Origin of the sequence: Shewanella sediminis HAW-EB3, assembly GCF_000018025.1 — a bacterium.
Lineage (GTDB): Bacteria > Pseudomonadota > Gammaproteobacteria > Enterobacterales > Shewanellaceae > Shewanella > Shewanella sediminis.
In genome coordinates this window covers 1,930,621-1,952,107 of the sequence record NC_009831.1, presented here as the reverse complement: position 1 = coordinate 1,952,107, position 21,487 = coordinate 1,930,621, and the positions used below count along the sequence as shown (strand labels likewise).

Genomic DNA, 21,487 nt, shown 5'->3' with positions numbered 1-21,487 from the left:
CAAACTAAAAAGATGCCAAACTCTCTTATGAAAATTATCATCACTCTCCTACTGACCCTCTGCATTTTTGGTCAGGCATTTGCTGTAGAAGAAAGCATTGAACCAACTCAGCAATTAGCTAACGAACAAGTTAGTAATTTTACCCAAGAAAACCATCGCGCATCAATCCTCCTCAATTCAGAAACCTATAGTGTTCCAGAAGGGCTATCTCAGAGCACTGTCACCTCTCTTGTAGAAGATGAAGATGGGTATGTCTGGATTGGAACACTCAATGGACTCAATCGCTTCGACGGTAAGGAGTTTAAACATTATTTTGCAGATGAAACCTCTGGCCTTCCCAGCTCCTTCATTAGAAGCTTACTAATTGACAAAAAAGGTAATTTACTGGTAGGAACTGATAAAGGATTAGCTATATACAATGATAAAGTGGATAATTTTGTTATTGTCACAACAAATAGTCAACTAGAAGGAAAATCTATATGGTCACTGTTAACCGATCATAAAGATATTATTGTAGGTACAGAAAACTCTATAGTTCGTATCAGTAACGATATGAATAACATATCAATATTATCAGAATATCCATTTGGAGGCATTAAAAACTTACTTAAGCATAATGGCAGTTACATAGTAAGAACTTATGACGAGAAAGTTATAAGTATAAAACAAAATGTAGCCACTTTGCTTCCAACAGCATCTAAAGATCTATCAGTTTGGAATGACACTATATATTCCACAAATAAAGACGGCCTATTTTCAATAAATAAAAGCGTAAAGAAAATAAATAACATTTCATTCGACAGCATAAGTAGCAACCATGATAAATTAGTTGCAATAAAAAACAATAACATTTACACCATAAGTAATGATAATTCACATACATATGTAGGTGAAGTTGATACAACAACTAATAGTTTCAATAGACCAAAAGTCTATATCGGACAGAAGTCAATTTATATCGCAATACAAGGAAATGGTTTTGTAAAGATTCAAGAACAAGAAAACCTAATTTCCAACATAAACACGGACAAAAATGTTTGGTCAATTAATAAAATAAGCGATAATTTTTTAGTTTCTTCTGACTCAGAAAATTTAATCCTATATGATAACAACTTTAATACCATCAACTCGTTCAACACATCGATTACGGGACCTAAATCAGCAATTGTAAAAAATAATGATATCTTTGTAGGTACTTCTAGTGGCTTGCTAAAGATGGATATTAATGGAAATGGATTGCACTTACTAAACAAAGATAAATTTTTTATTGTTAAGGATGATAAAAGTTCAGAATACATATACGCAGGAACTGTAGCCGGTTCAATATTGAAATTCAATACCAATAACTCTACGTCTGAGAAATTTATTATTGATCAAGGAAACCCAATATTTGACATCCTTGTTGATGACAATTCTATTTGGATTGCTACTCAAGGCGGGTTAATTAAGAAAACTGGTGATATTATTGAGCCTGTTTTCACGGAAGACTTAGTTGGTAGCTTATATCTTGATAATGATGACCTTTACTTCGGAACAAGGACTGGCATATTCAAATACAATTTAAAAAGCAAAATAATAAGCAATGAACACTCTAATAACAGACCAATATACGCAATAACAAAATTCAACAACTATATAATTGCTTCTTCTGTTAGCGAGGTAATTATACTAGATTTAAATTCCAAGCTAGAATATGCACTAACTACTAATTACGGAAGCCAAATAGAATACAACATCCAGTCAATTGCCAGTCTTAAAAGCCATATCTATATTGGTGGAACAAGTGGGGTTAGTAGGTTTTCTATCGATGATTTATTTAATCATATAGAAAATAGAGAAGCTCCAGAAACAGTAATAGATAAACTATTGATTTTTAATACTCCTCAAGGTATTGGAAATGGTATTTTAAAAAAACAACTAAAAATAACTGAATCTATAAAGTTAAAATATTCAGATTATCCATTTACACTTAACTTCCACACACCTGGAGATTCTAGCAGTAAATCACTCTTCTCCTATCAAATGCTTGGCCTTTCAGATGCTTGGTTAGAATCAAAAGGCATTAATTCTGCTACTTATACAAACCTATCACCCGGTGAATATAGCTTCAATGTCTATGCTATAGATCCATTAACACTTAAGAAAGGGGTTACTAAAAGTCTGAAAGTTATAATAACCCCGCCTTGGTGGCTCTCAACACAAGCCAAATTTATCTATTTAATGCTAGCTCTGATAATTTCAGGAGCGATAGTTAAGGCAGTGCTTCGCCGTCGTGAAGTTCAGAACCAGATAGCTAAATCAGAAGAAAGATTAAAGCTATCGCTATGGGGTAGCGGAGATGAGATGTGGGATTGGGATATAGAAACCGGACAGATATACCGCTCGAACATCTGGGGCTCGCTGGAATTCCCGAGAGATGGACAACGCTCCGGCGAGAATGGTGAAGAGAGTAATATCCACCCAATGGATCAGGAGCGCGTCAGCAGCGCACTAAATAATCACTTTTATGGCAAAACCGATCATTTCGAAGCCGCCTACCGGGTAAAAGGCAAATCAGACGAATGGGTATGGATCTTAGATAGAGCCAAAATTGTCGAGCGCGATGAAAATGACAATGCGCTTCGAATGACTGGCACGATTAAAAATATTAATAACTTTAAGCATGCCGAGGAGCAACTCAGATTATTCGAGAGAGCGATTGCCAATATATCCGAAGGCATGTTCATCCTTGATAGCAACTTCCATTTTGTAGAGGTCAATGAGGCCTGCTGTGAACTGTCTATGACATCGAGAGATCAGTTTATCGGTAAACAGCTAAATTTCGATCGCTACCCCGAAAGTTATTCAGATCAGATCCGCTCGATTCTGCATCAACAGGGGAGTTGGAGCAATGAGGTTGAATCGGCGAAAGGTGATGGCAGCAGTTTTTTGATGGAGCTAACCGTCGATGCTATCTATGACGAGCTTGGCCAGCTATCCCATTATGTCGGTGTTTTCTCCGATATCTCGAGGCGTAAACAGCAAGAGGAGGAGCTGAGAAAGCTAACCAATAACGACTTGCTGACTAACTTACCCAATCGCTCCAGCCTTATGGTGACCTTAGGTAACCTGGTCAAGCGTGACTCTCACCATACACTGATGGTGCTGGACTTAGATAACTTCAAGAAGATCAATGACTCATTAGGCCACCAGGTCGGTGATGAGCTGCTAATTAAAGTCGCTAAACGTATCGAAGACACCGTGCCCTTCCATACGAGTATCTATCGCCTGGGCGGAGATGAGTTTGCCATCTTAGTCGATAACAACCCGGATATCGGCTCCAGCGCCGTTATCGCCAACAAGGTCATAGATGCTTTTGTGAGCCCGTTTGAACTAACCTCAGATAAGGTAGTAGTAGGCTTAAGTATAGGCATAGTACTCTATCCGGAAGATGATCAAAACGAGCAAGCGTTACTGCGTAAGGCCGATATTGCCATGTACCACGCAAAGTCAGGCGGCGGTAATCGCTATCAGTTCTATTCAGAATCGCTGAACCGAAACGCGATTCGACAGCTCGAAGTTGAAAACCTGATCCGCGAAGGCTTGCGTGATGATCTGTTTGAAGTCTACTACCAGCCTAAAATTGACCTCAAGTCCGGAAAAATGGCGGGCATGGAAGCGTTAGTGCGTCTTAATCACCCCGAGCAGGGACTGATCCCCCCGAGTGAGTTCATTCCTCTGGCCGAGGAGAATGGCTTAATCGTTGAAATTGGGGACTTAGTGATGAAGAAAGCCTGCTTCGCGGCACAAAAATGGCGGAGTCAAGGAATCTTCGATGGACGCGTTGCCGTCAATTTATCTTCATATCAGTTCGCTCTTCCCGACCTTCAACAGCGAATAGAGTCAATTTTACGTCTAACTCAGCTACCCGCAGCCAATTTGGAGCTGGAAATTACCGAAGGGACCGTCATAAAACAGCCGGAGAAGGCCATCAAGGTGATGCAGCAGCTCGCTAAGATGGGGGTTAGCCTGGCGTTAGATGATTTTGGTACCGGTTACTCTTCACTTTCTTACTTGAAACGCTTTCCGATCCATACGCTGAAGATAGATAAGGCTTTTGTCGATGATATAGACAAATCAGACAGAGACCTCAAGATGGTCGACTCGATCATCACTATCGCACACAACATGGGCCTCTCGGTTGTCGGTGAAGGGGTGGAAGACGCTTCACAGCTAAGCATTTTAAAGGCGTTAAAATGCGAAGAAATACAAGGATTTATATTTAGCAGGGCTGTAACTGAATCGCAGTTCACCACGCTGTTACACAAAGAATTTATCGAGCCTGACTTAGTACAAAAGAGCTCGAAAGCAATGTAAGATAACATTTACCCAATAAAATCCGCGAGAAAAACAAAAGCTGGCATAACAACTGCAACAACTCTCTCAAGTGTCAAAAAAAATGACATACCTACTAACTTGGAACATCACGTGGATGTCCCAGAACTTGAGAGAAGAATAAAATGATTAAAGTATTAGCTACGACTACTGCCCTTGTATTTTCAACTTCTACAATGGCGTTTGACACTCCTACGATTAATCCAAGTCAAGACCTTCTCTCAAATGTACAAGCTACAAAGCTAGAGAGTTCTGTCGAGATTGCAGGTGGTTACCCACACGTTAAATTCAAGCCATTAGAGCTTGCTGGCGGATACCCTCACGTTAAGTTCAAGCCGTTAGAGCTTGCTGGTGGCTACCCTCACGTTAAGTTCAAGCCATTAGAGCTTGCTGGCGGCTACCCTCACGTTAAGTTTAAGCCACTGGAAGTTGCAGGCGGCTATCCTCACGTTAAGTTTAAGCCACTAGAAGTTGCAGGCGGTTACCCACACGTTAAATTCAAGCCATTAGAGCTTGCTGGCGGATACCCTCACGTTAAGTTCAAGCCATTAGAACTTGCTGGCGGATACCCTCACGTAAAATTCAAGCCATTAGAGCTTGCTGGCGGCTACCCTCACGTTAAGTTCAAGCCATTAGAGCTTGCTGGCGGCTACCCTCATGTTAAGTTCAAGCCATTAGAGGTTGCTGGCGGATACCCTCACGTTAAATTCATCAACTCTGCAATTGCTTAAGGTCTAAGGAGAATTATTATGTTTGATTCAATCAAGAAAGCACTAGGCCTAACCCAAAAGCCAGAGCGTAAGAAAGTTCAGTTACCTGAAGGGTTAGATCATCTGGAAGTCATTTCTGCGAAGGTTTGGTGGAACTAAGTTAAACCAATAATATACAGATCAAAAAAGGAGCCTATTGGCTCCTTTTTAGTTTCTATCTCTTACTATATCCAATCTATTTTTATATCCAATCTTTTCTTGCATAAGTGCAAGCTAACAAGCTCGCATGGCCCTATAGCCTTATCGTACTCGCTCTTCTGCCAACTGCACGCTTCATCGCAAACCGCTTATGGGTATTGAGTAGTGGGTAACCCACAGGGCCTAAGATAAGTCCTATCATAGTCCAGCGCTTCACTCCCAGGCCAGAGCGAAAAGCTAAGTTACCCATCACAATACCTGAGGTAATCAATACACTTGCAACAACAAGTACAGCCACATTGACACTGAAAAATATCACTTATCTACAACCTCTTCTAAAACTATACTGCTCAAGCGCAACCGGACAAAATACAAGGAATCAATCGCACATATAGCCAATAAACCATCGTAATACCGAGAGACATTATCTAAAAAGGTCCAGTCACTTGTTTAGTATGCGAACCGCATTGTACAGAAACATCAAACAAACGCGAACAAAAAACAGGCAGCGCATCTCCTTCCGGACAAAAAAATGCGGCACCATGTTGCCGCATTGTTAATAAAACTCTTTTTGAACGAGCTTATCGTTTATTCAAAAAAGGACAGTCCATTTTCAGCCATCTCTTTTAAACGATCGCAAGGTGTAAACCTATCTCCAAATTTGGCCTGATAAGTTTCCAATACTGCCACCAGCTCAGCGGCTCCCATTGAATCGATATAATGGAACGGGCCTCCAAGAAACGGCGGGAAACCGATTCCGAAGATGGCACCAATATCACCATCACGTGGTGAGGCGATAATCCCCTCTTCCAGACAACGAACGGCTTCATTAAGCATCTGCACGACACAACGCTGAGCAACATCCTGAGAGTCGTTATTACTATCCGTTGATGTAGGCGTTAAACCAAGCACTGCATAGACTGACTCATCGACCAGCTTCGCTTTCTTCTTAAATCTCTGTTTAGCCTTGCTGCCATAAAGATAAAAACCTTTACCATTCTTACGACCTTTTCGATCGTCTGCAAGCAGCTTATCGAAGGCTGCAGGAGCCTTAAAGCGTTCGCCAAGCTCTGACTCTAAGATAGGAGAAATTTTAGCCCCGACATCGATTCCAACTTCGTCGAGTAGCGTCATAGGTCCGACAGGGAAACCAAATTTAACCAGCGCCTTATCTAAGTGTTCAACACTCTGCCCTTCCAGCAGCAGTTGAGCGGCTTCATTCATATACAGGGCCAAGATACGGTTGACATAGAAACCAGCCCCATCTTGAACCACGATAGGCGTCTTCCCCTGCTTACGGGCGAAGGCGACGGTTGTGGCTATCGTTTCGGCAGAGGTCTTCTCATGGGCGATAACCTCAACCAAAGGCATCTTCTCGACCGGAGAAAAGTAGTGTAAGCCAATAACATTTTCAGGACGGCTGGCGGCCTCGGCTATCTGCGAAATAGGCAGTGAGGAGGTGTTAGAGGCAAAAATGGTATTCTCACCACATTCACGTTCAACATCTTTAACCATCTGATGCTTTAATTTCAGATCTTCAAACACGGCTTCAACGACGATATCGGCATCTTTAATGCCTTTATATTCTGTCGTTGTCGTCATCAGAGACATTAAGTTATCTCTTACTGCCGGTGTCATATGACGACGCTTAACGCCCTTATCTAATAGCTTATAAGCATAAGAAAGCGCGTTACTCAGCCCCTGCTCACTAATATCCTTTACTCGAGCGGGTATTTTAGCTTTGGTCGTCGTCACAGACGCGATACCTCCTCCCATAAGCCCGCCACCTAACACCATAGCCTTATGAACTTTCCGTGGTTCAACATCACCGGCGCCAGTCTCTTTCTTCATCTCAGTGGTACCAAAGAAGATGCTTCGCAGCGCTTCAGATTCTTTAGAGACGACCAGATCGGCAAAGTGGTTAGCCTCAACCTCCAACCCTTTGGTTAGCCCTTTGGCCATGCCTTGACGTACACAATCAATAATTTTTGCCGGGGCCGGATAGTTACCGTGAGTTTTCTTCTCAACTTGCTTACCGGCTTGGTCGAAGATAATGTTGCGGCCGGGCGGAGTTCCCTCAAGCAGGCGGGTCACTAATGACTTTTTCACTTTTTTAGGGGCACGCTTCCCCTTAAGTGCCATCTCTACCGCGGTCTCAAGCAAAATAGACTCGGGAACCACATCGTCAACTAATCCCATTTTAAGCGCTTGCTTGGGACGAAGTTGCTTACCCGTCAACATCATATCCAGAGCGGTGGTGATCCCGACTAATCGTGGTAATCTCTGCGTTCCTCCACCACCGGGTAACAGGCCGAGTTGTACCTCAGGCACGCCCATCATGGTCTTACTGTTTAAGCTACATACTCGTTGATGACAGGCTAATGCCAATTCGAGTCCACCACCTAGACACGCGCCATTAATAGCGGCAATGACCGGAATTTTTAACGATTCCAGCTCATTAAAGACAACGTGTCCCTGCTGAGATAACTGCTTAGCATCGGCGGCCGTTTTACAGGCATCCAGCATAGAGATATCGGCGCCGGCAACGAAAGAGTCTTTCTTTCCGGAGATAAGTACCAGCCCTTTGATACTGCTGTCGGCTTTTATCTCTGCTAATACTTGGTTAATTTCAGGGCCAAACTCGGCACGCAAGGTGTTCATTGTTTCGCCGGGCACATCCATTGTCAGTATGGCAATACCATCTTCACGACGCGCTAAATTAAAGGTCTTTTCCATGACTATTACTCCACTTCAACTATCATTGCTGCGCCTAAACCGCCTGCTGCACAGGCCGTCGTGAGTCCGGTACCTCCACCGCGGCGTTTAAGCTCACGACACACCTGGGTGATTAATCGAGTTCCTGTTGCCGCGAATGGGTGTCCATAAGCGAGTGAGCCGCCCAGAACGTTAAACTTGCTCATATCTATCTCACCAATCGCACGATTACGACCTAACTTTTCGGCAGCAAACTTCTTAGAGCCAAACATCTGCATATTAGCCAGTGTTTGGGCAGCAAAGGCTTCATGCATTTCGATCAACGTCAGATCTTCAAGTTCCATTCCGGCGCGCTTGAGTGCCAATGGCGTCGCGTAAGATGGACCCATTAACATATCTTCCCAGACATCGATGGCACTAAATGCGTAGCTTTTAATGTAACCGATAGGATCGTAACCTAATGCCTTAGCGCGGCTTTCACTCATCAAGAGTACTGCCGATGCACCATCGGTGAGTGGCGTACTGGTCGCCGCAGTCACAGTACCGTGCTTGCGGTCGAACGCGGGTCTCAATTTGGCGTAAGATTCTATCGTTGAGTTTTCACGAATATTGTTATCGCGATCGATAAAGCTTTTATAAGGGGGAACATGTGCCGCCATCACCTCATCAGTCAGGTGACCGGCATTCCAGGTCTCAGTGGCCAACGAGTGTGAGCGATGAGCCAACGCATCTTGGTCGGCGCGGCTGATGTTGTAGGTTTTTGCCATCTGCTCTGCTGTTTGTCCCATAGAGAGACCCGTGGAAAATTCGGCAACGGCTGGAGGCACGGGTAACAGATCTTTTAAGCCTAAACGGCGGATAATAGCCAGTTTTTGGCCAAATGAGCGGGCTTTATTGAGATCGATCAAGGCATGAGCCAATTTCTTAGAAACACCAATAGGGACAACTGAAGATGAATCGGCACCACCGGCAATCCCTATTTCAATATTCCCCGTCATAATTGACTCGGCAACATTCACCGTCGATTGAAAACTGGTCGCACAGGCTCGGGTAACACTATAGGCGTCAGTCGCGACATCCATCCCGGTGCCAAGTACAATCTCACGAGCAATATTAGGGGCGGCGGGCATCAGCACCACTTGACCATAAACTAATTGTTCAATCTGTTTTGGGTCCAGTTCAGAACGAGATAGCATTTCATTAACGACCATCTTGCCCATATCTAACGCCGATACACCATGAAATGCCGTGGCTTGTTTTGCAAAGGGGGTTCTTAATCCCGTTACAATGGCAATACGATCGCCTCTAGCATTCGTTACCTGTTGTCTATCACTCATTTGTCACCCTCTTATTATACGTCCCGCTTACTTTAGCGAGAGGCGATATTATTTCCTTACCGCATTGCTTATGTAGACACCTGCTATTAATCAGTCCGACTGTACCTCTAATAACAGGTCTGACCATCAAAGTGTGATCTGATTCTAACTTCTTATAGTCAAGTTTTAAACAGTTGTTTGGTTTTTAGTCAAAATAAATCGGGAAAACCCTTTGTGAACAATGTTTAATGAAGAAAATTTTGATTTTATTATTGATAACTATGCATATTACCAGTCACAAATTAGCTATAACATTCAATAGAGAGCAGGATTAAGCATAATGAAAGGGCGATATTCTCACCAAAGATGAGAATTGGCACTAGCCAAACCCTATTGGAATTTTTTACCATATCTATGGTCTATACCCAAACGACCCTAAACTAACCCAAATTAACCGAGTAGCATCATGCCTTTGAGTCGATTTCACGCGTTACGCGAATACCTGAATAAGGTCATTTTAGGACAACCCGTCCTGACCGAAAACCTGCTAATAGCCTTGATTGCAGATGGACACCTGCTCGTAGAGGGACCACCAGGTTTAGCTAAAACTCGTGCAGTCAAGGCCCTGTGTGACGGTGTCGAAGGGGATTTTCACCGTATTCAATTTACTCCCGACCTATTGCCAGCCGATCTTACGGGTACCGATATCTATCGCGCACAAACTGGAACATTTGAATTTGAAGCGGGCCCAATTTTTCATAACCTTATTCTGGCGGATGAGATCAACCGAGCACCGGCAAAAGTACAATCGGCACTGCTGGAAGCCATGGGCGAAGGCCAAGTTACCGTTGGCAAGAACAGTTACCCATTACCTGATCTGTTTCTCGTTATGGCAACCCAGAACCCACTGGAGAATGAGGGAACCTACCCTCTGCCTGAGGCGCAACTCGACAGATTCTTAATGCACTTAAATCTGGATTACCCCAGTGCTGAAACCGAGTTCGAAATCATGCGGATGTCACGCAAAGAAGCATTGAAACAAGCAGCACCTTCTGTCGAACCCATTATTCAAAAAGATATATTTGAAGCCCGCGAAGAGTCACTCGAGATCTACCTTGCTGAGCCACTGGAAAAATATATCGTCGATATCGTGATGGCGACTCGTCAACCCGAGCGATACAGCGATGACCTGGCAAAATGGCTCGAATATGGCGTGAGCCCGCGAGCAACATTGTCACTGGAACGTTGTGCCCGGGCACGCGCTTGGCTCAATGAGCGAGACTTTGTCTCACCCGAAGACATTCAGGCAGTAGCGCCTAACGTATTAAGACACAGGCTACTGCTGAGCTATCAAGCCCAAGCCGAAGGCGTGAGTCGCGATCAAGTCATTAGCCATATCCTTTCTCAAGTAGCGGTACCTTAAATGGCAGAGATAGCCTTGCCTCTTTTTGCTGATGGGGTAAATCTCACTCAAAAAGAACTTTTAGCGTGCCAAAACCTAGCCAGAGCACTTCCCGAGAAGCGCTCCAAGGCCCGTGCAAGTCTCTCCGGTGACAGAGCGAGCCTAATTAAAGGTCGCGGAATGGAGTTTGCTGAGGTGCGTCACTATCAAGCCGGTGATGATGTCCGAACCATCGACTGGCGAGTGACTGCCAGAACAGGTAAGGCGCACACTAAGCTATTTGTAGAGGAGAGAGAACGGCCGATTTTAATCCTGCTCGATCTCAGTCACAGCCTCTATTTTGGCTCAAGCCTACTGCTTCAGTCCGTTCAGGCGGCGCACTTAGCCACGACCTTAGGTTGGAGTGCCATTTTTCATGGTGACAGATTAGGGGCATTAATCGCGACAGAGCAAGAGCATCTTGAATTAAAACCGAGAAGTCGTCAGCAGGGGATCTTACAGCTGATCTCCGGCATAGAATCCCTGCATAAAAAACAACTCAGTCAGATATCTGAGTATCAAAGTGAACCCGAGCATCTTTTTAAGGCCTGTCAGCGATTAAGGCGGATAGCGAAACCCGGCTCTCTAATCTGGATAATCAGTGATGGCAGTAATTTTAATGATGCTTGCCTCGCACCGTTATCGGATCTTAAACGTCATTGCGATATGGGGGCGTTCTTAATCACTGATCCACTGAGGCAAGGTACACTGGCATTGCCAAAGCAATTCCAGTTACCGGTCAAGGAAGGCAATAAAGAACTTACGCTCAATCGCGCAGGCTATGATGCCTGGCTGAAGAAACAACTCGATTCTCAAAAACAATTTACACAGATGATGCAAAAGCTGAATGTTCAAACCCGGGTCTTAGATGCGGGAGATACACTAAATAATCAAATTGGGGCATTGAGGTAATGGAAGCAACAACAAATCCCGCCTTGGCGTCTCTGAAAGATATTCAGACACCAGACGTCATTGCCTCATGGCCTATCGCTTATGGCTACTGGGTCACACTGGCTCTGATAATAGTGACGATTACTGCCATTTTCTATCTGGTCAAACGCCGACGCCTATACTCTGCACCTAAGCGTATCGTGATAGTCGAACTCAATGAGCTGGATCCAAACCACAAAGAGTTATCTTCACAAGTTAATACCTTGATTAAACGGGCTGCTATGAGCTACCTGCCCCGTGAACGAATCGCAGGACTCGAGGGACAGACTTGGTATAGTTGGATGAATACTCAAGTTAAACAGCCTGATCCACAACTGCAGCAGCTGCTCGACAAACGCTATCAAAGAGAGGGTTTAGCCAGTGGAGAAGGCCCGGTTCTGAAGGCCTTAGCTCACCAATGGCTTAAAGAAGCGTTACCCATCAAGGTGGACTCAGCAAATAGCTCCCAAACAAATACCGAGGAGCACAAATGCTGACTCTCGCATGGGCATGGCTTTTACTACTTCTGCCACTACCGCTTATTTTTCGTAAAAAACAACAAGAGGTGGAGGTCAGCGGACACCTGCATCTGCCAGGTATTGCACAAAATGGCCCCCAACAGATAGAGCAACAAGCCAGATCGCGTAAAATGCATTGGCTTATTTGGATATTGTTAATCATCGCCGTCGCTCGTCCATTATGGATGGGGGACCCCATAGAGCTTCCCAGTAAAGGGCGCGACTTGATGATGGCGGTCGATCTCTCCGGCAGTATGCAGATTGAAGACATGGTACTCGATGGAAAAACGGTGGATCGTTTCACTATGATCCAAGCCGTTGTCAGCGACTTTATTGAACGACGTAAGGGTGACAAATTAGGCTTAATTCTTTTTGCCGATCACGCCTACCTGCAAGCGCCTCTCACTCAGGACCGACGCTCCGTGGCCCAATTTTTAAAAGAGGCGCAAATAGGGCTGGTCGGGAAGCAGACCGCCATAGGTGAGGCTATTGCCTTAGCGGTTAAACGATTCGATAGGGTCGATGAGAGTAACCGCATATTAGTATTACTTACCGATGGTTCAAACAACTCCGGCTCCATCTCGCCGGAGCAGGCGGCGGCCATTGCGGCCAAGAGAGGCGTCAAAATTTACTCCATCGGTGTCGGTGCTGAAGTGATGGAGAGACGCACCCTATTTGGCAAGGAGCGAGTTAATCCCTCGATGGATCTCGACGAAACCCAGCTCACCGCACTGGCACAAACCACTGGCGGTCTCTATTTTCGAGCTCGAAATGCACAAGAGCTGGAGTCAATCTATCAAGAGATAGATAAGCTTGAACCTATCAGTCGGGATCAACTCAGTTACCGACCTCAATCGGAGCTTTTTTACCTCCCTCTTGCTACGGCCCTGCTAGTCAGTTTTTTTATGGCCTTATCGCAACTCTCACTCTTTAAACGACTCAGCATCAGATGGGGTAAACGCTAAACATGTTACATTTCTTACGCCCTGAATGGTTCCTTGCCCTGCTTCCACTCGTGATAATCATGTGGCTTTTATGGCGAACCGAACAGGCAAACTCGACCTGGAATCGATATATCTCTCCGCATCTGGCGGCATTACTGGTAACAAAAACAAAAAATGTTAAGCGTCCCTCACTCTCGTATCTGGCTGTTAGCTGGTTGATCGCGGTTTTTGCGCTTTCCGGACCCGCCTTTACTCAACAATCACTCCCGGTGTTTGAAGCCGCTCAGGGGCGAGTGATCGTCATGGATATGTCACTGTCGATGTACGCGACGGATCAAGCGCCTAACCGACTGTCTCAAGCTAAGTTTAAGGCGACAGACTTGATAGGTGAGCTAACAGAGGGGGAGACAGGACTCGTCGCCTATGCGGGCGATGCCTATACCATCAGTCCGCTAACCCGTGACAGGTCAACCTTGCTGAATCTCTTACCTACCCTCTCCCCGGATATTATGCCGTCCAGGGGCTCAAACCTCGTCGCTGCATTAGAGCAAAGCAAAAACCTGCTGGCTCAAGGTGGTCACATTCGTGGGGATATCCTACTGCTATCAGACGGCATACCTCCACGGCAGCTCAATGAAGCCAAGAAAGTCCTTAAAGGCACACAATATCGGCTCGGGATCTTAGCATTTGGAAGCGAGCAAGGCTCTCCTATCCGATTACCCGATGGCCAGTTACTTCGGGATAATGCTAATCAGGTGGTTGTGGCGAAAACAAACTACCTGCAGCTCAATGAACTCGCTCAAGAGGCCGATGGCATATTGATCCCCTTTCGCACCGATGGTCAAGATCTAGAGCAATTGCTTACCTGGCTTTCCACCACTGGCGAGACGAAAGCAACAGAACTCGATGGTGAGGTCTGGCAAGATGCCGGACCATTCATCGCTTTGTTGCTGCTTATTCCCGTCCTGTTAAGTTTCAGACATGGGTTAGTTTGCGCCGCACTCGTCTGCATTATCTATCAACCAACCCCAGCCCTTGCTTCAAGCTGGGACGATGTATGGCAAACTAAGAACCAACAGGGGATGGAGGCCTATCAGGCTCAGGAATATCAAGGTGCGTCTGAAAAATTCAGTGACCCTCAATGGCAAGCCAGTGCACACTACAAGGCTGGCGATTATGATGAAGCCTTAGCCCTATTTGAACAAGATGAGAGTGCAGCAGGCCTTTATAATCAAGGGAATGCCCTGATGCAACAGGGTAAATATGACGAAGCTATCAAGCGATACGAGCGTGCCGTCAAGAAAAACCCTGAGCTTAAAGATGCACAAGAGAACTTGGAGTTAGCTAAAAAGTTAGAAGAACAGAAGCAGGAGTCATCGGAACAGGATGAAGACTCTGGTCAGGGAGATCCCTCTGACAAAGATGAGAACTCAGACAAAGAGAAAGAGTCGAAACAGGAGAAAGGTTCTGATAAGGGGGATGGCTCTGAACAGGAGAACAAACCTGGGCAAGATGAAAACTCAGAGCAAGGTAATAACGCTAATCAAGACGAGCAATCGGATCAAGAGCAACAAGCTTCAGACCCCGCTTCGCAGGAAAATAGTAATGAATCTGAAATGCAGGCCGATCCCGACAAGAAAGAGGCTGAAAAGCCCGAAGGTGAAGAGACTCAGCAATCATCTGACTCGGTAGAGCAAAACGCTGAGAGTGCCGAAAAGGAACAATCTAAAGCTGCGCAAGCCCAAGCAGAGATGGGCGAAGAGGGTCAGGAACAATCTACAGATGAGGCAACGGCTGCTCAGCAGGCGCAAACTCAGGATGAACTTCCACCTGAGATGGAGCGCGCATTAAGGGCATTAGCCGACGATCCCCAAGTTTTGCTTCGCAATAAAATGCAGCTGGAATATCAGAAACGTCGCAGACAAGGTATGTCTTCGCAGGAACAAGAACAATGGTAAAGGTCTTCAACCAGCCATGCTTTGTAAAATTGGTATATCAAAACGACTTTAACCAAAATTTTTCTTCAAAGGATCTCGAATCGTGGTAATACGACAACTCTTTATTGCGGCACTATTAACTCTGTCGTTCTCATTCCCAAGCTTTGCCATCAGCAAAATTGAAACCTCTGTGGATAGAAATCCTGCAGTGGAAGGTGAGTACCTGGTTCTAACCATAAATGCCGACGACGACATCAGCACAGGAAAGCTCGATACCTCTTCGTTACTCCATGATTTTATCGTGGGCAGAACCAGTGTGAGCCGCAGTACGCAGATCGTCAATTTTGACACCCAAAGACTCACTCGCTGGCAAGTACTATTAGCCCCAAAGCGTTCCGGTAACATTCTCATTCCGCCCTTCACTATCGACGGAGTGAGCTCTGCGCCAATTAGTTTAACCGTTGTCCCCGTAGGCAGCCAAACCGAGCAGATGCAAAGCCTCTTTATTCGAACCAGTTTATCGACCGAGGAAGCCTATGTCGGCCAGCTGATCACCTATAAGGTTAAGCTCTTTCTGGCGGTCGAACTGCAGCGCGGAATACTGAGCGCACCAGCGATAGATGGCGCACAGATTAAGCAACTTGGCGAAGATATCGATACCACAGAGATCGTCAATGGACGGCGCTACAGAGTCATAGAGAGAACCTATGGCATTATCGCCGACCTACCCGGTGAATTAACCATTGAGGGGGCTCATTTCTCAGGTGACGTTGTCGTTCAAGCATCGAGACGAGGCGGTATGTTTTCTTTCAATGAAAGTAAACCGATGCAAGCCAAAGCCACTAAATCAGTTATTTTGATCAACCCGATCCCAACTGAGTTTATTGGTGACTGGTTAGTCTCAGATCTTGTCGCATTGAACGAAGAGTGGAAACAAGAAGACAGCTACGAGCTCGGCTCTCCAATCACGCGTACCATTACGCTTCTAGCGGTGAATACCGACGAAACAAGCCTGCCAGAACTCGATATTAAGGTACCAGGCGAACTAAAAACCTATCCGGAAAAGGCTCAAAGACAGTCTTTTGTACGCGATAAAAAGATCGTCTCTCAACTGACACAGACCTTAGCCATCGTCCCGACTAAGGCCGGCAATTACACACTGCCAGAGATTAGTGTTCCATGGTGGAACCCGCATACGAAAAAACAAGAGGTCGCTAAACTTCCTGCAAGAACCATCCTTATCACTGGAAGTGATAATGTCGAAAATGAGTTACCTATCATCTCAGCCGAAACGCATGGTTCGACGACCTCCGGTATCTGGCCCTGGTTAACACTGTTTTTTGCGCTACTTTGGTTAGTGACACTGATGCTCTGGCGCCGGGCACTTTCCCATAAATCACGTGCCGGTAATGAGCGTTTACAAGTTGCAGCAGTACAACCTAAGCAATCGAGTAGCTATGAGAGTATCGAGCAGGCCTGTGAAGAGGAGAATGCGGGTAAAGTACTCTCCGCTCTTCAAGCCTATTTCAGCGAGCAATATGCCCAAACCATGACCTTAAATGAGATATCTCACTTATCCACCGCGCTGCATACTGTGATTGCAGAGCTACAAGCAAGCGCTTTTAGCCAGGAAAAACCTAAAATAGATTATCGAACAGTCTTAGCCTCGGTAAAGTCGGCCCCCGCAGTATCGACTAAACAGGAAAAATCGGCTTTGGTCGAACTCAATCCCCGATAATTTGTTCTTTATCCAAGCATGGCAAGAAGTTAACTTGTTATTAACTTCTTGCCATTCATCGCCAGCACGTTAAGCTAGCGGGTATTGTTGGATCACAGATTTAAGAAATGTTTAGTCGCTCGCGAAATAAAAAGTCTAGTTCCACGGTCAATTCAGACATGCTTAGTAAACAAAGACGATACGATAGCCTTGTCAGGGCACTTCACGCCGACATATTCCGTTACGCCTACTGGCTTTGCGGCGATAAACATGTCGCTGAAGATATCACTCAAGAAACCTTCCTAAGGGCCTGGCGCTCGCTTGAATCTTTAAAAGATGATAAAGCGGCTAAAGCTTGGTTAATCACGATTCTGAGAAGAGAAAATGCGCGTCGATTTGAGCGTAAACAGTTTAATTACTCAGATGTAGAGCAGGATCATCTTGAAGATCAATTATCAAGCAGTTCTGAAGATCAGGCTGAACAACACTTAATTCGTCGACAGATAGCCAAGTTAGAACTCGAGTATCGCGAACCTTTACTGCTGCAAGTTATTGGTGGTTTTAGTGGCGAGGAGATCGCGGGTATTTTAGACCTTAACCGAAATACCGTTATGACCAGACTCTTTCGCGCAAGAAATCAACTTAAAGATGTTATTGAACAACCCCAAGCAAGAGGTCAATCCAATGGATGAGCTTAAATTTAGACGACAGGCCTATGGAGAGCCAAACTGTCAAGATGAGGATTTTCTCACAGCGATGCACGATTCCCCTGAGCGTGAGTCCTTTCTCAATGATCTGAAAAAGCTCGATAGTAAACTTGAGCGGGCTTTAAAGGTCGATGTGCCTGAAGACTTGGCAGCAAAGTTACTATTGAATCAACAGCTCCATCAGCATCAGGTTCAACGTCGTAAATCTGGTTTTACGCTCGCACTCGTCGCCTCAGTCGCATTTATTGCCGGGATCAGTTTCACTCTCTTAAGAATGGGGCCGGTTGATTTAGGCGAGCATGCCCTTGCCCATGTCTATCATGAAGCAATGGCCCTTAAGGTCGATGATAATGTTGGCTTCGATGAAGTTAACTTCCAACTGGCAGCGATGGGGACATTAGGTAACGCAAAATTCACGCAGCAGCCCGGTAAAGTCTTTTACAGTACTGATTGCGATTTTCAGGGGGTGAAAAGCTTACATCTGGTAATGCAGGGCGAGCACGGCAAGGTCACCCTGTTTATCGTTCCGCTTGAAGACCGCATGGTCTTAGATGAAGCCTTTGCAGACAATAACTATATAGGCCAAGGCTTTGCCACCGATAAGGCTTATATGTTACTGGTTGGTGAAGATACCGCAGATCTGGGGTTCGTAAAAAAAGAGATTAAGCAAACCTTCATCTAACTTAATCTATTATATACCGATCACTCTGTGGCACTACCTGTCGCCACAGAGTCAAACATTCGTCACATTCCCCAACAATATTGAGCTTCCTATCAAACATCTGCTAGCATAGCCCCTCACAATTCCAGAAAAAGCAAGAATGGCACAAGCATGAGCATTGAATTACCAATTTTAATTACTTTCATCGGCTACCTCGCCCTAATGATGGGAATAGGACTCTGGGCCTATAAAGCAACCGATTCTGTAGACGACTACATCCTTGGTGGCAGAGGCATGGGCCCGGCGGTGACAGCCCTGAGTGTCGGCGCCTCAGACATGTCTGGTTGGTTATTGCTAGGATTACCCGGTGCCGTTTACCTCGGTGGACTCGGTGAGGCTTGGATTGGAATAGGCTTAGTGTTTGGCGCATGGTTAAACTGGCTCTTTGTCGCTAAGCGACTGCGAATTTATACCGAATTCACCGATAATGCCCTCACACTCCCTGACTTTTTCGAGAAGCGCTTCGAAGATAAAAAAGGCCTGTTAAAATTCGTATCGGCGGTGACTATCTTAGTCTTCTTCACCTTTTATGCCTCTTCAGGCATGGTTGGCGGCGCTATCTTGTTCGAGAAAGTATTCGGTTTAGATTACACTCTCGCCTTAGTGATAGGCTCGACTATCATTGTGGCTTACACCTTCGTCGGTGGTTTCTTTGCCGTAAGTTGGACAGACTTTTTTCAAGGCTGTTTGATGTTAGTCGCACTACTTATCGTGCCGGTGGCTATCTTTAGTCAGCCTGAGGCACAAAATGGCATCGACACATTAGATCCTGCCATGCTCTCACTGTTCCATGAAAACACGACGGTAATAGGTCTGGTATCACTGTTGGCCTGGGGTCTTGGTTATTTCGGCCAGCCACATATTCTATCTCGTTTTATGGCTATTGGCAGTGCTGAGGATATCCCGGTATCTCGTCGTATCGCGATGAGTTGGATGGTCGTCGCGCTGATCGGAGCCTTGGCAACGGGACTCGCCGGAACCCTCTATTTTGCTAATGATCCATTGGCCAATCCTGAAACTGTATTTATTCATCTGGCCCATGCCGCTTTTAACCCTTGGATTGGTGGTCTGCTTATTGCGGCTATTCTTTCGGCTATCATGAGCACCATCGACTCACAGCTTCTGGTCTGCTCCAGCGTTATCACCGAAGATTTTTATAAGAAATGGTTACGACCCGAGGCGACAAGCAAAGAGTTGATGCTAGTCGGCCGTATAGGCGTATTAGCCATTGCTGTTATCGCAGGCATTGTTGCCCTTAACCCTGAAAGTAGTGTACTTGGACTTGTCAGCTATGCCTGGGCCGGATTTGGTGCCGCATTTGGTCCCGTAGTCTTATTATCCCTCTTCTGGAAAGCATATAGCCGTGACGGCGCCGTCGCAACGATTGTTGTTGGCGCATTAACCGTTGTCATTTGGAAGCAGTTATCCGGTGGAATTTTCGATCTGTATGAGATCTTACCTGGATTTGTATTTGCGACACTTTCCGGCATTATTGTTAGTAAATTATCGACACCATCTGAAGCGGTCAGAGAACAGTTTAGAGTATTTACTTCAAAACTATAAACAGTAAAAATAAGGGTTTCAGAGCGATGAAAACATAAATAGCGTACACGTGTACGCTATTTATTTACCTCTTTCTATATTTTCTTTTCCAGGTGATTTTACATTACATTAACCTCACTCCTAATACCCTTAATCCCTTAATCTTCCTGTAGATAGGGGCTTGAGCCACGCATTCAAATGCAGGCGCTCATTCCTAAATCCCCCCCCGCTCCTTATTAACATTTTTGCAACCAAAAACACCGTCTGGTCGGAGTTGTTGACAGACAATTGCATCCCTAAGATGCACTGGTCTAATAAGTGGATCCTGCAGCTAACTCTTTTCAGTTGGTCATAAAAAGCGGGACCGTAAAATAAAGAGAAGATAAAGATGAAGTACTTCAACAAGACAATTTTAGCCGTTGCTGTGACACTTGCTAGTTCACAAGCTATGGCAGCAGGATTCCAACTTAACAGTCAATCAGCAACTGGACTCGGCCGCGCATTTGCCGGTGATGCAGTTATCGCTGATAACGCATCTGTGCTATCACGTAACCCAGCAGCAATGGCTCTGTTTGATGAAAAATCATTGTCAGTTGGTGTTGCATATGCCGATTTAGACGTGAACGTCTCTGACGTATCGATTCCATTGGGGAATTACGGTAACGCAGATGACGTAGCTGAAAACAAACTTATTCCTAACTTTTACTATATCCAACCTATTAACGACAAATGGGCATTTGGTGTCGCAGGGTTTAGTAATTTTGGTACAGGTACAGATTTAACCGGCCTCGCCAACAGCAATCCAAAAGCAGCTGATGGTTCAATCGTGCCTGCACCTGCCCCGGTTGATCTGTTAGGTAATACAGAAATTATTACCATGAATTTCAATGCTAGCTTATCTTACCGTTTCAATGATCATTTCAGTGTTGGGGCTGGAGTAGACATCATTTACGGTGAAGGTAACTTAAGCCGTGAAGGAAACCTTCCGTTCGGTGAAAATGGAAGCATGGTGCCGGTTTCTTTAGTTGATGTAGAAGCTGATGGTGTTGCATTTGGTGGCATTATTGGTGCTGTTTACGAATTTAATGCCGACCATCGTTTAGGCATGAGCTACCGCTTTAGCCCAGAGTTTAAAGCTACTGGCGATGTCAACATGACTCAACCAGGTGTAGGTGCTATAGCATTTGATGAAATTAACATCCCAATGCCAGATATATTTCAAGTTGCCGGTTTTCACCAGCTCACTGAAAAATTTGCCTTACATTACACCGCTCAGCTAACGACATGGGGCGACTTCCATGAAATTACTGTTACTGACGGTCAACTGGCAAATGGAACACCTGTTGGCGATGCAGTACTTAAGCAATATGCATGGGATGACTCTTGGCTATTCAGTGTCGGTGGTACATACACTATCAATGAAAAGTGGAAAGTGCGTGCAGGTTACATGCATGATCAGGGCGTTGTGGGCGATCTCAGTTCACTGTCTATTCCTGACTCAGACCGCAACTGGTACACAGCTGGTGTAAGTTATGGCCTTAGCACACAATCGACTATCGATATGGGCATCGCCTTTGTCCGTGGTGAAGATGTTCATGTTACCGAGCATAGCTCTGTGATAGAAGCTATCCCAGGTTTGTCTGGCGATGTAACTGCATATACTCGTTCAGATGCCGTGTACTATTCAGTACAATATAGCTATCAGTTCTAAAAATTT

At 45.2% G+C, this 21,487-nt stretch carries 15 protein-coding genes; 12 read left to right on the top strand and 3 right to left on the bottom strand.

From position 1 onward, the window contains the following. The first annotated feature begins 27 nt into the window (after positions 1–27). Together SSED_RS08455 and SSED_RS08450 are read left to right on the top strand one after the other, a co-directional pair. On the top strand, positions 28–4,356 hold the full coding sequence (locus SSED_RS08455) for an EAL domain-containing protein (RefSeq protein WP_223295960.1): 4,329 nt from the start codon (positions 28–30) through the stop codon (positions 4,354–4,356). 143 nt (positions 4,357–4,499) lie between these two features. Beyond that, positions 4,500–5,105 (top strand): hypothetical protein, encoded by a 606-nt coding sequence (locus tag SSED_RS08450; protein ID WP_012141979.1) that lies wholly within the window; start codon positions 4,500–4,502, stop codon positions 5,103–5,105. A gap of 271 nt (positions 5,106–5,376) precedes the next feature. Here SSED_RS08450 and SSED_RS23970 read toward each other — a convergent pair whose 3' ends face one another. The 3 genes from SSED_RS23970 to fadI all read right to left on the bottom strand — a co-directional run bounded on the left by SSED_RS23970 (position 5,377) and on the right by fadI (position 9,334). Next, the gene (locus SSED_RS23970; RefSeq protein WP_012141977.1) at positions 5,377–5,601 is read right to left on the bottom strand and encodes a hypothetical protein; all 225 of its coding nucleotides are present in this window, start codon (positions 5,599–5,601) and stop codon (positions 5,377–5,379) included. A gap of 269 nt (positions 5,602–5,870) precedes the next feature. After that, positions 5,871–8,018 carry a fatty acid oxidation complex subunit alpha FadJ gene (fadJ, locus tag SSED_RS08445; protein WP_012141976.1) on the bottom strand — a complete coding sequence of 716 codons (2,148 nt, stop codon included), beginning with the start codon at positions 8,016–8,018 and terminating at the stop codon, positions 5,871–5,873. Positions 8,019–8,023: 5 nt separating this feature from the next. Beyond that, complete coding sequence (gene fadI, locus SSED_RS08440; RefSeq protein WP_012141975.1) at positions 8,024–9,334, bottom strand: acetyl-CoA C-acyltransferase FadI; 1,311 nt, start codon at positions 9,332–9,334, stop codon at positions 8,024–8,026. Positions 9,335–9,779: 445 nt separating this feature from the next. On the opposite strand from fadI, the gene SSED_RS08435 reads away from it, so the two are divergent. The 10 genes from SSED_RS08435 to SSED_RS08390 all read left to right on the top strand — a co-directional run bounded on the left by SSED_RS08435 (position 9,780) and on the right by SSED_RS08390 (position 21,481). Further along, a complete protein-coding gene (locus SSED_RS08435; protein ID WP_012141974.1) occupies positions 9,780–10,736 on the top strand; it encodes an AAA family ATPase in 957 nt (318 codons plus the stop codon). After that, positions 10,737–11,666 carry a DUF58 domain-containing protein gene (locus tag SSED_RS08430; RefSeq protein WP_012141973.1) on the top strand — a complete coding sequence of 310 codons (930 nt, stop codon included), beginning with the start codon at positions 10,737–10,739 and terminating at the stop codon, positions 11,664–11,666. After that, on the top strand, positions 11,666–12,181 hold the full coding sequence (locus tag SSED_RS08425; protein ID WP_012141972.1) for a DUF4381 domain-containing protein: 516 nt from the start codon (positions 11,666–11,668) through the stop codon (positions 12,179–12,181). Before SSED_RS08430 ends, SSED_RS08425 begins: the two co-directional genes overlap by 1 nt. Then, a complete protein-coding gene (locus SSED_RS08420; protein ID WP_012141971.1) occupies positions 12,175–13,167 on the top strand; it encodes a vWA domain-containing protein in 993 nt (330 codons plus the stop codon). Before SSED_RS08425 ends, SSED_RS08420 begins: the two co-directional genes overlap by 7 nt. A 2-nt stretch (positions 13,168–13,169) precedes the next feature. Beyond that, the gene (locus SSED_RS08415) at positions 13,170–15,104 is read left to right on the top strand and encodes a vWA domain-containing protein (RefSeq protein ID WP_012141970.1); all 1,935 of its coding nucleotides are present in this window, start codon (positions 13,170–13,172) and stop codon (positions 15,102–15,104) included. 82 nt (positions 15,105–15,186) lie between these two features. Beyond that, positions 15,187–16,821 (top strand): BatD family protein, encoded by a 1,635-nt coding sequence (locus tag SSED_RS08410; RefSeq protein WP_012141969.1) that lies wholly within the window; start codon positions 15,187–15,189, stop codon positions 16,819–16,821. 107 nt (positions 16,822–16,928) lie between these two features. After that, positions 16,929–17,492: a sigma-70 family RNA polymerase sigma factor gene (locus tag SSED_RS08405; protein ID WP_012141968.1), complete on the top strand. Its 564-nt coding sequence runs from the start codon at positions 16,929–16,931 to the stop codon at positions 17,490–17,492. Beyond that, positions 17,485–18,189, top strand: coding sequence for a DUF3379 domain-containing protein (locus SSED_RS08400; RefSeq protein ID WP_012141967.1), 705 nt, complete (start codon positions 17,485–17,487; stop codon positions 18,187–18,189). Before SSED_RS08405 ends, SSED_RS08400 begins: the two co-directional genes overlap by 8 nt. A 150-nt stretch (positions 18,190–18,339) precedes the next feature. Next, on the top strand, positions 18,340–19,791 hold the full coding sequence (putP, locus tag SSED_RS08395; protein WP_012141966.1) for a sodium/proline symporter PutP: 1,452 nt from the start codon (positions 18,340–18,342) through the stop codon (positions 19,789–19,791). A gap of 367 nt (positions 19,792–20,158) precedes the next feature. Then, a complete protein-coding gene (locus SSED_RS08390) occupies positions 20,159–21,481 on the top strand; it encodes an OmpP1/FadL family transporter (RefSeq protein WP_012141965.1) in 1,323 nt (440 codons plus the stop codon). The last annotated feature ends 6 nt before the right edge of the window (positions 21,482–21,487 follow it).

Excerpts from the sequence above, each read along its gene's own strand:
- SSED_RS08430 (WP_012141973.1), top strand. The coding sequence starts at position 10,737 with ATGGCAGAGATAGCCTTGCCTCTTTTTGCTGATGGGGTAAATCTCACT.
- SSED_RS08415 (WP_012141970.1), top strand. The coding sequence starts at position 13,170 with ATGTTACATTTCTTACGCCCTGAATGGTTCCTTGCCCTGCTTCCACTC.
- SSED_RS08400 (WP_012141967.1), top strand. The coding sequence starts at position 17,485 with ATGGATGAGCTTAAATTTAGACGACAGGCCTATGGAGAGCCAAACTGT.
- putP (WP_012141966.1), top strand. The coding sequence starts at position 18,340 with ATGAGCATTGAATTACCAATTTTAATTACTTTCATCGGCTACCTCGCC.
- fadI (WP_012141975.1), bottom strand. The coding sequence starts at position 9,334 with ATGAGTGATAGACAACAGGTAACGAATGCTAGAGGCGATCGTATTGCC.
- SSED_RS08390 (WP_012141965.1), top strand. The coding sequence starts at position 20,159 with ATGAAGTACTTCAACAAGACAATTTTAGCCGTTGCTGTGACACTTGCT.
- fadJ (WP_012141976.1), bottom strand. The coding sequence starts at position 8,018 with ATGGAAAAGACCTTTAATTTAGCGCGTCGTGAAGATGGTATTGCCATA.
- SSED_RS08405 (WP_012141968.1), top strand. The coding sequence starts at position 16,929 with ATGTTTAGTCGCTCGCGAAATAAAAAGTCTAGTTCCACGGTCAATTCA.
- SSED_RS08435 (WP_012141974.1), top strand. The coding sequence starts at position 9,780 with ATGCCTTTGAGTCGATTTCACGCGTTACGCGAATACCTGAATAAGGTC.
- SSED_RS08425 (WP_012141972.1), top strand. The coding sequence starts at position 11,666 with ATGGAAGCAACAACAAATCCCGCCTTGGCGTCTCTGAAAGATATTCAG.
- SSED_RS08455 (WP_223295960.1), top strand. The coding sequence starts at position 28 with ATGAAAATTATCATCACTCTCCTACTGACCCTCTGCATTTTTGGTCAG.
- SSED_RS08450 (WP_012141979.1), top strand. The coding sequence starts at position 4,500 with ATGATTAAAGTATTAGCTACGACTACTGCCCTTGTATTTTCAACTTCT.
- SSED_RS08420 (WP_012141971.1), top strand. The coding sequence starts at position 12,175 with ATGCTGACTCTCGCATGGGCATGGCTTTTACTACTTCTGCCACTACCG.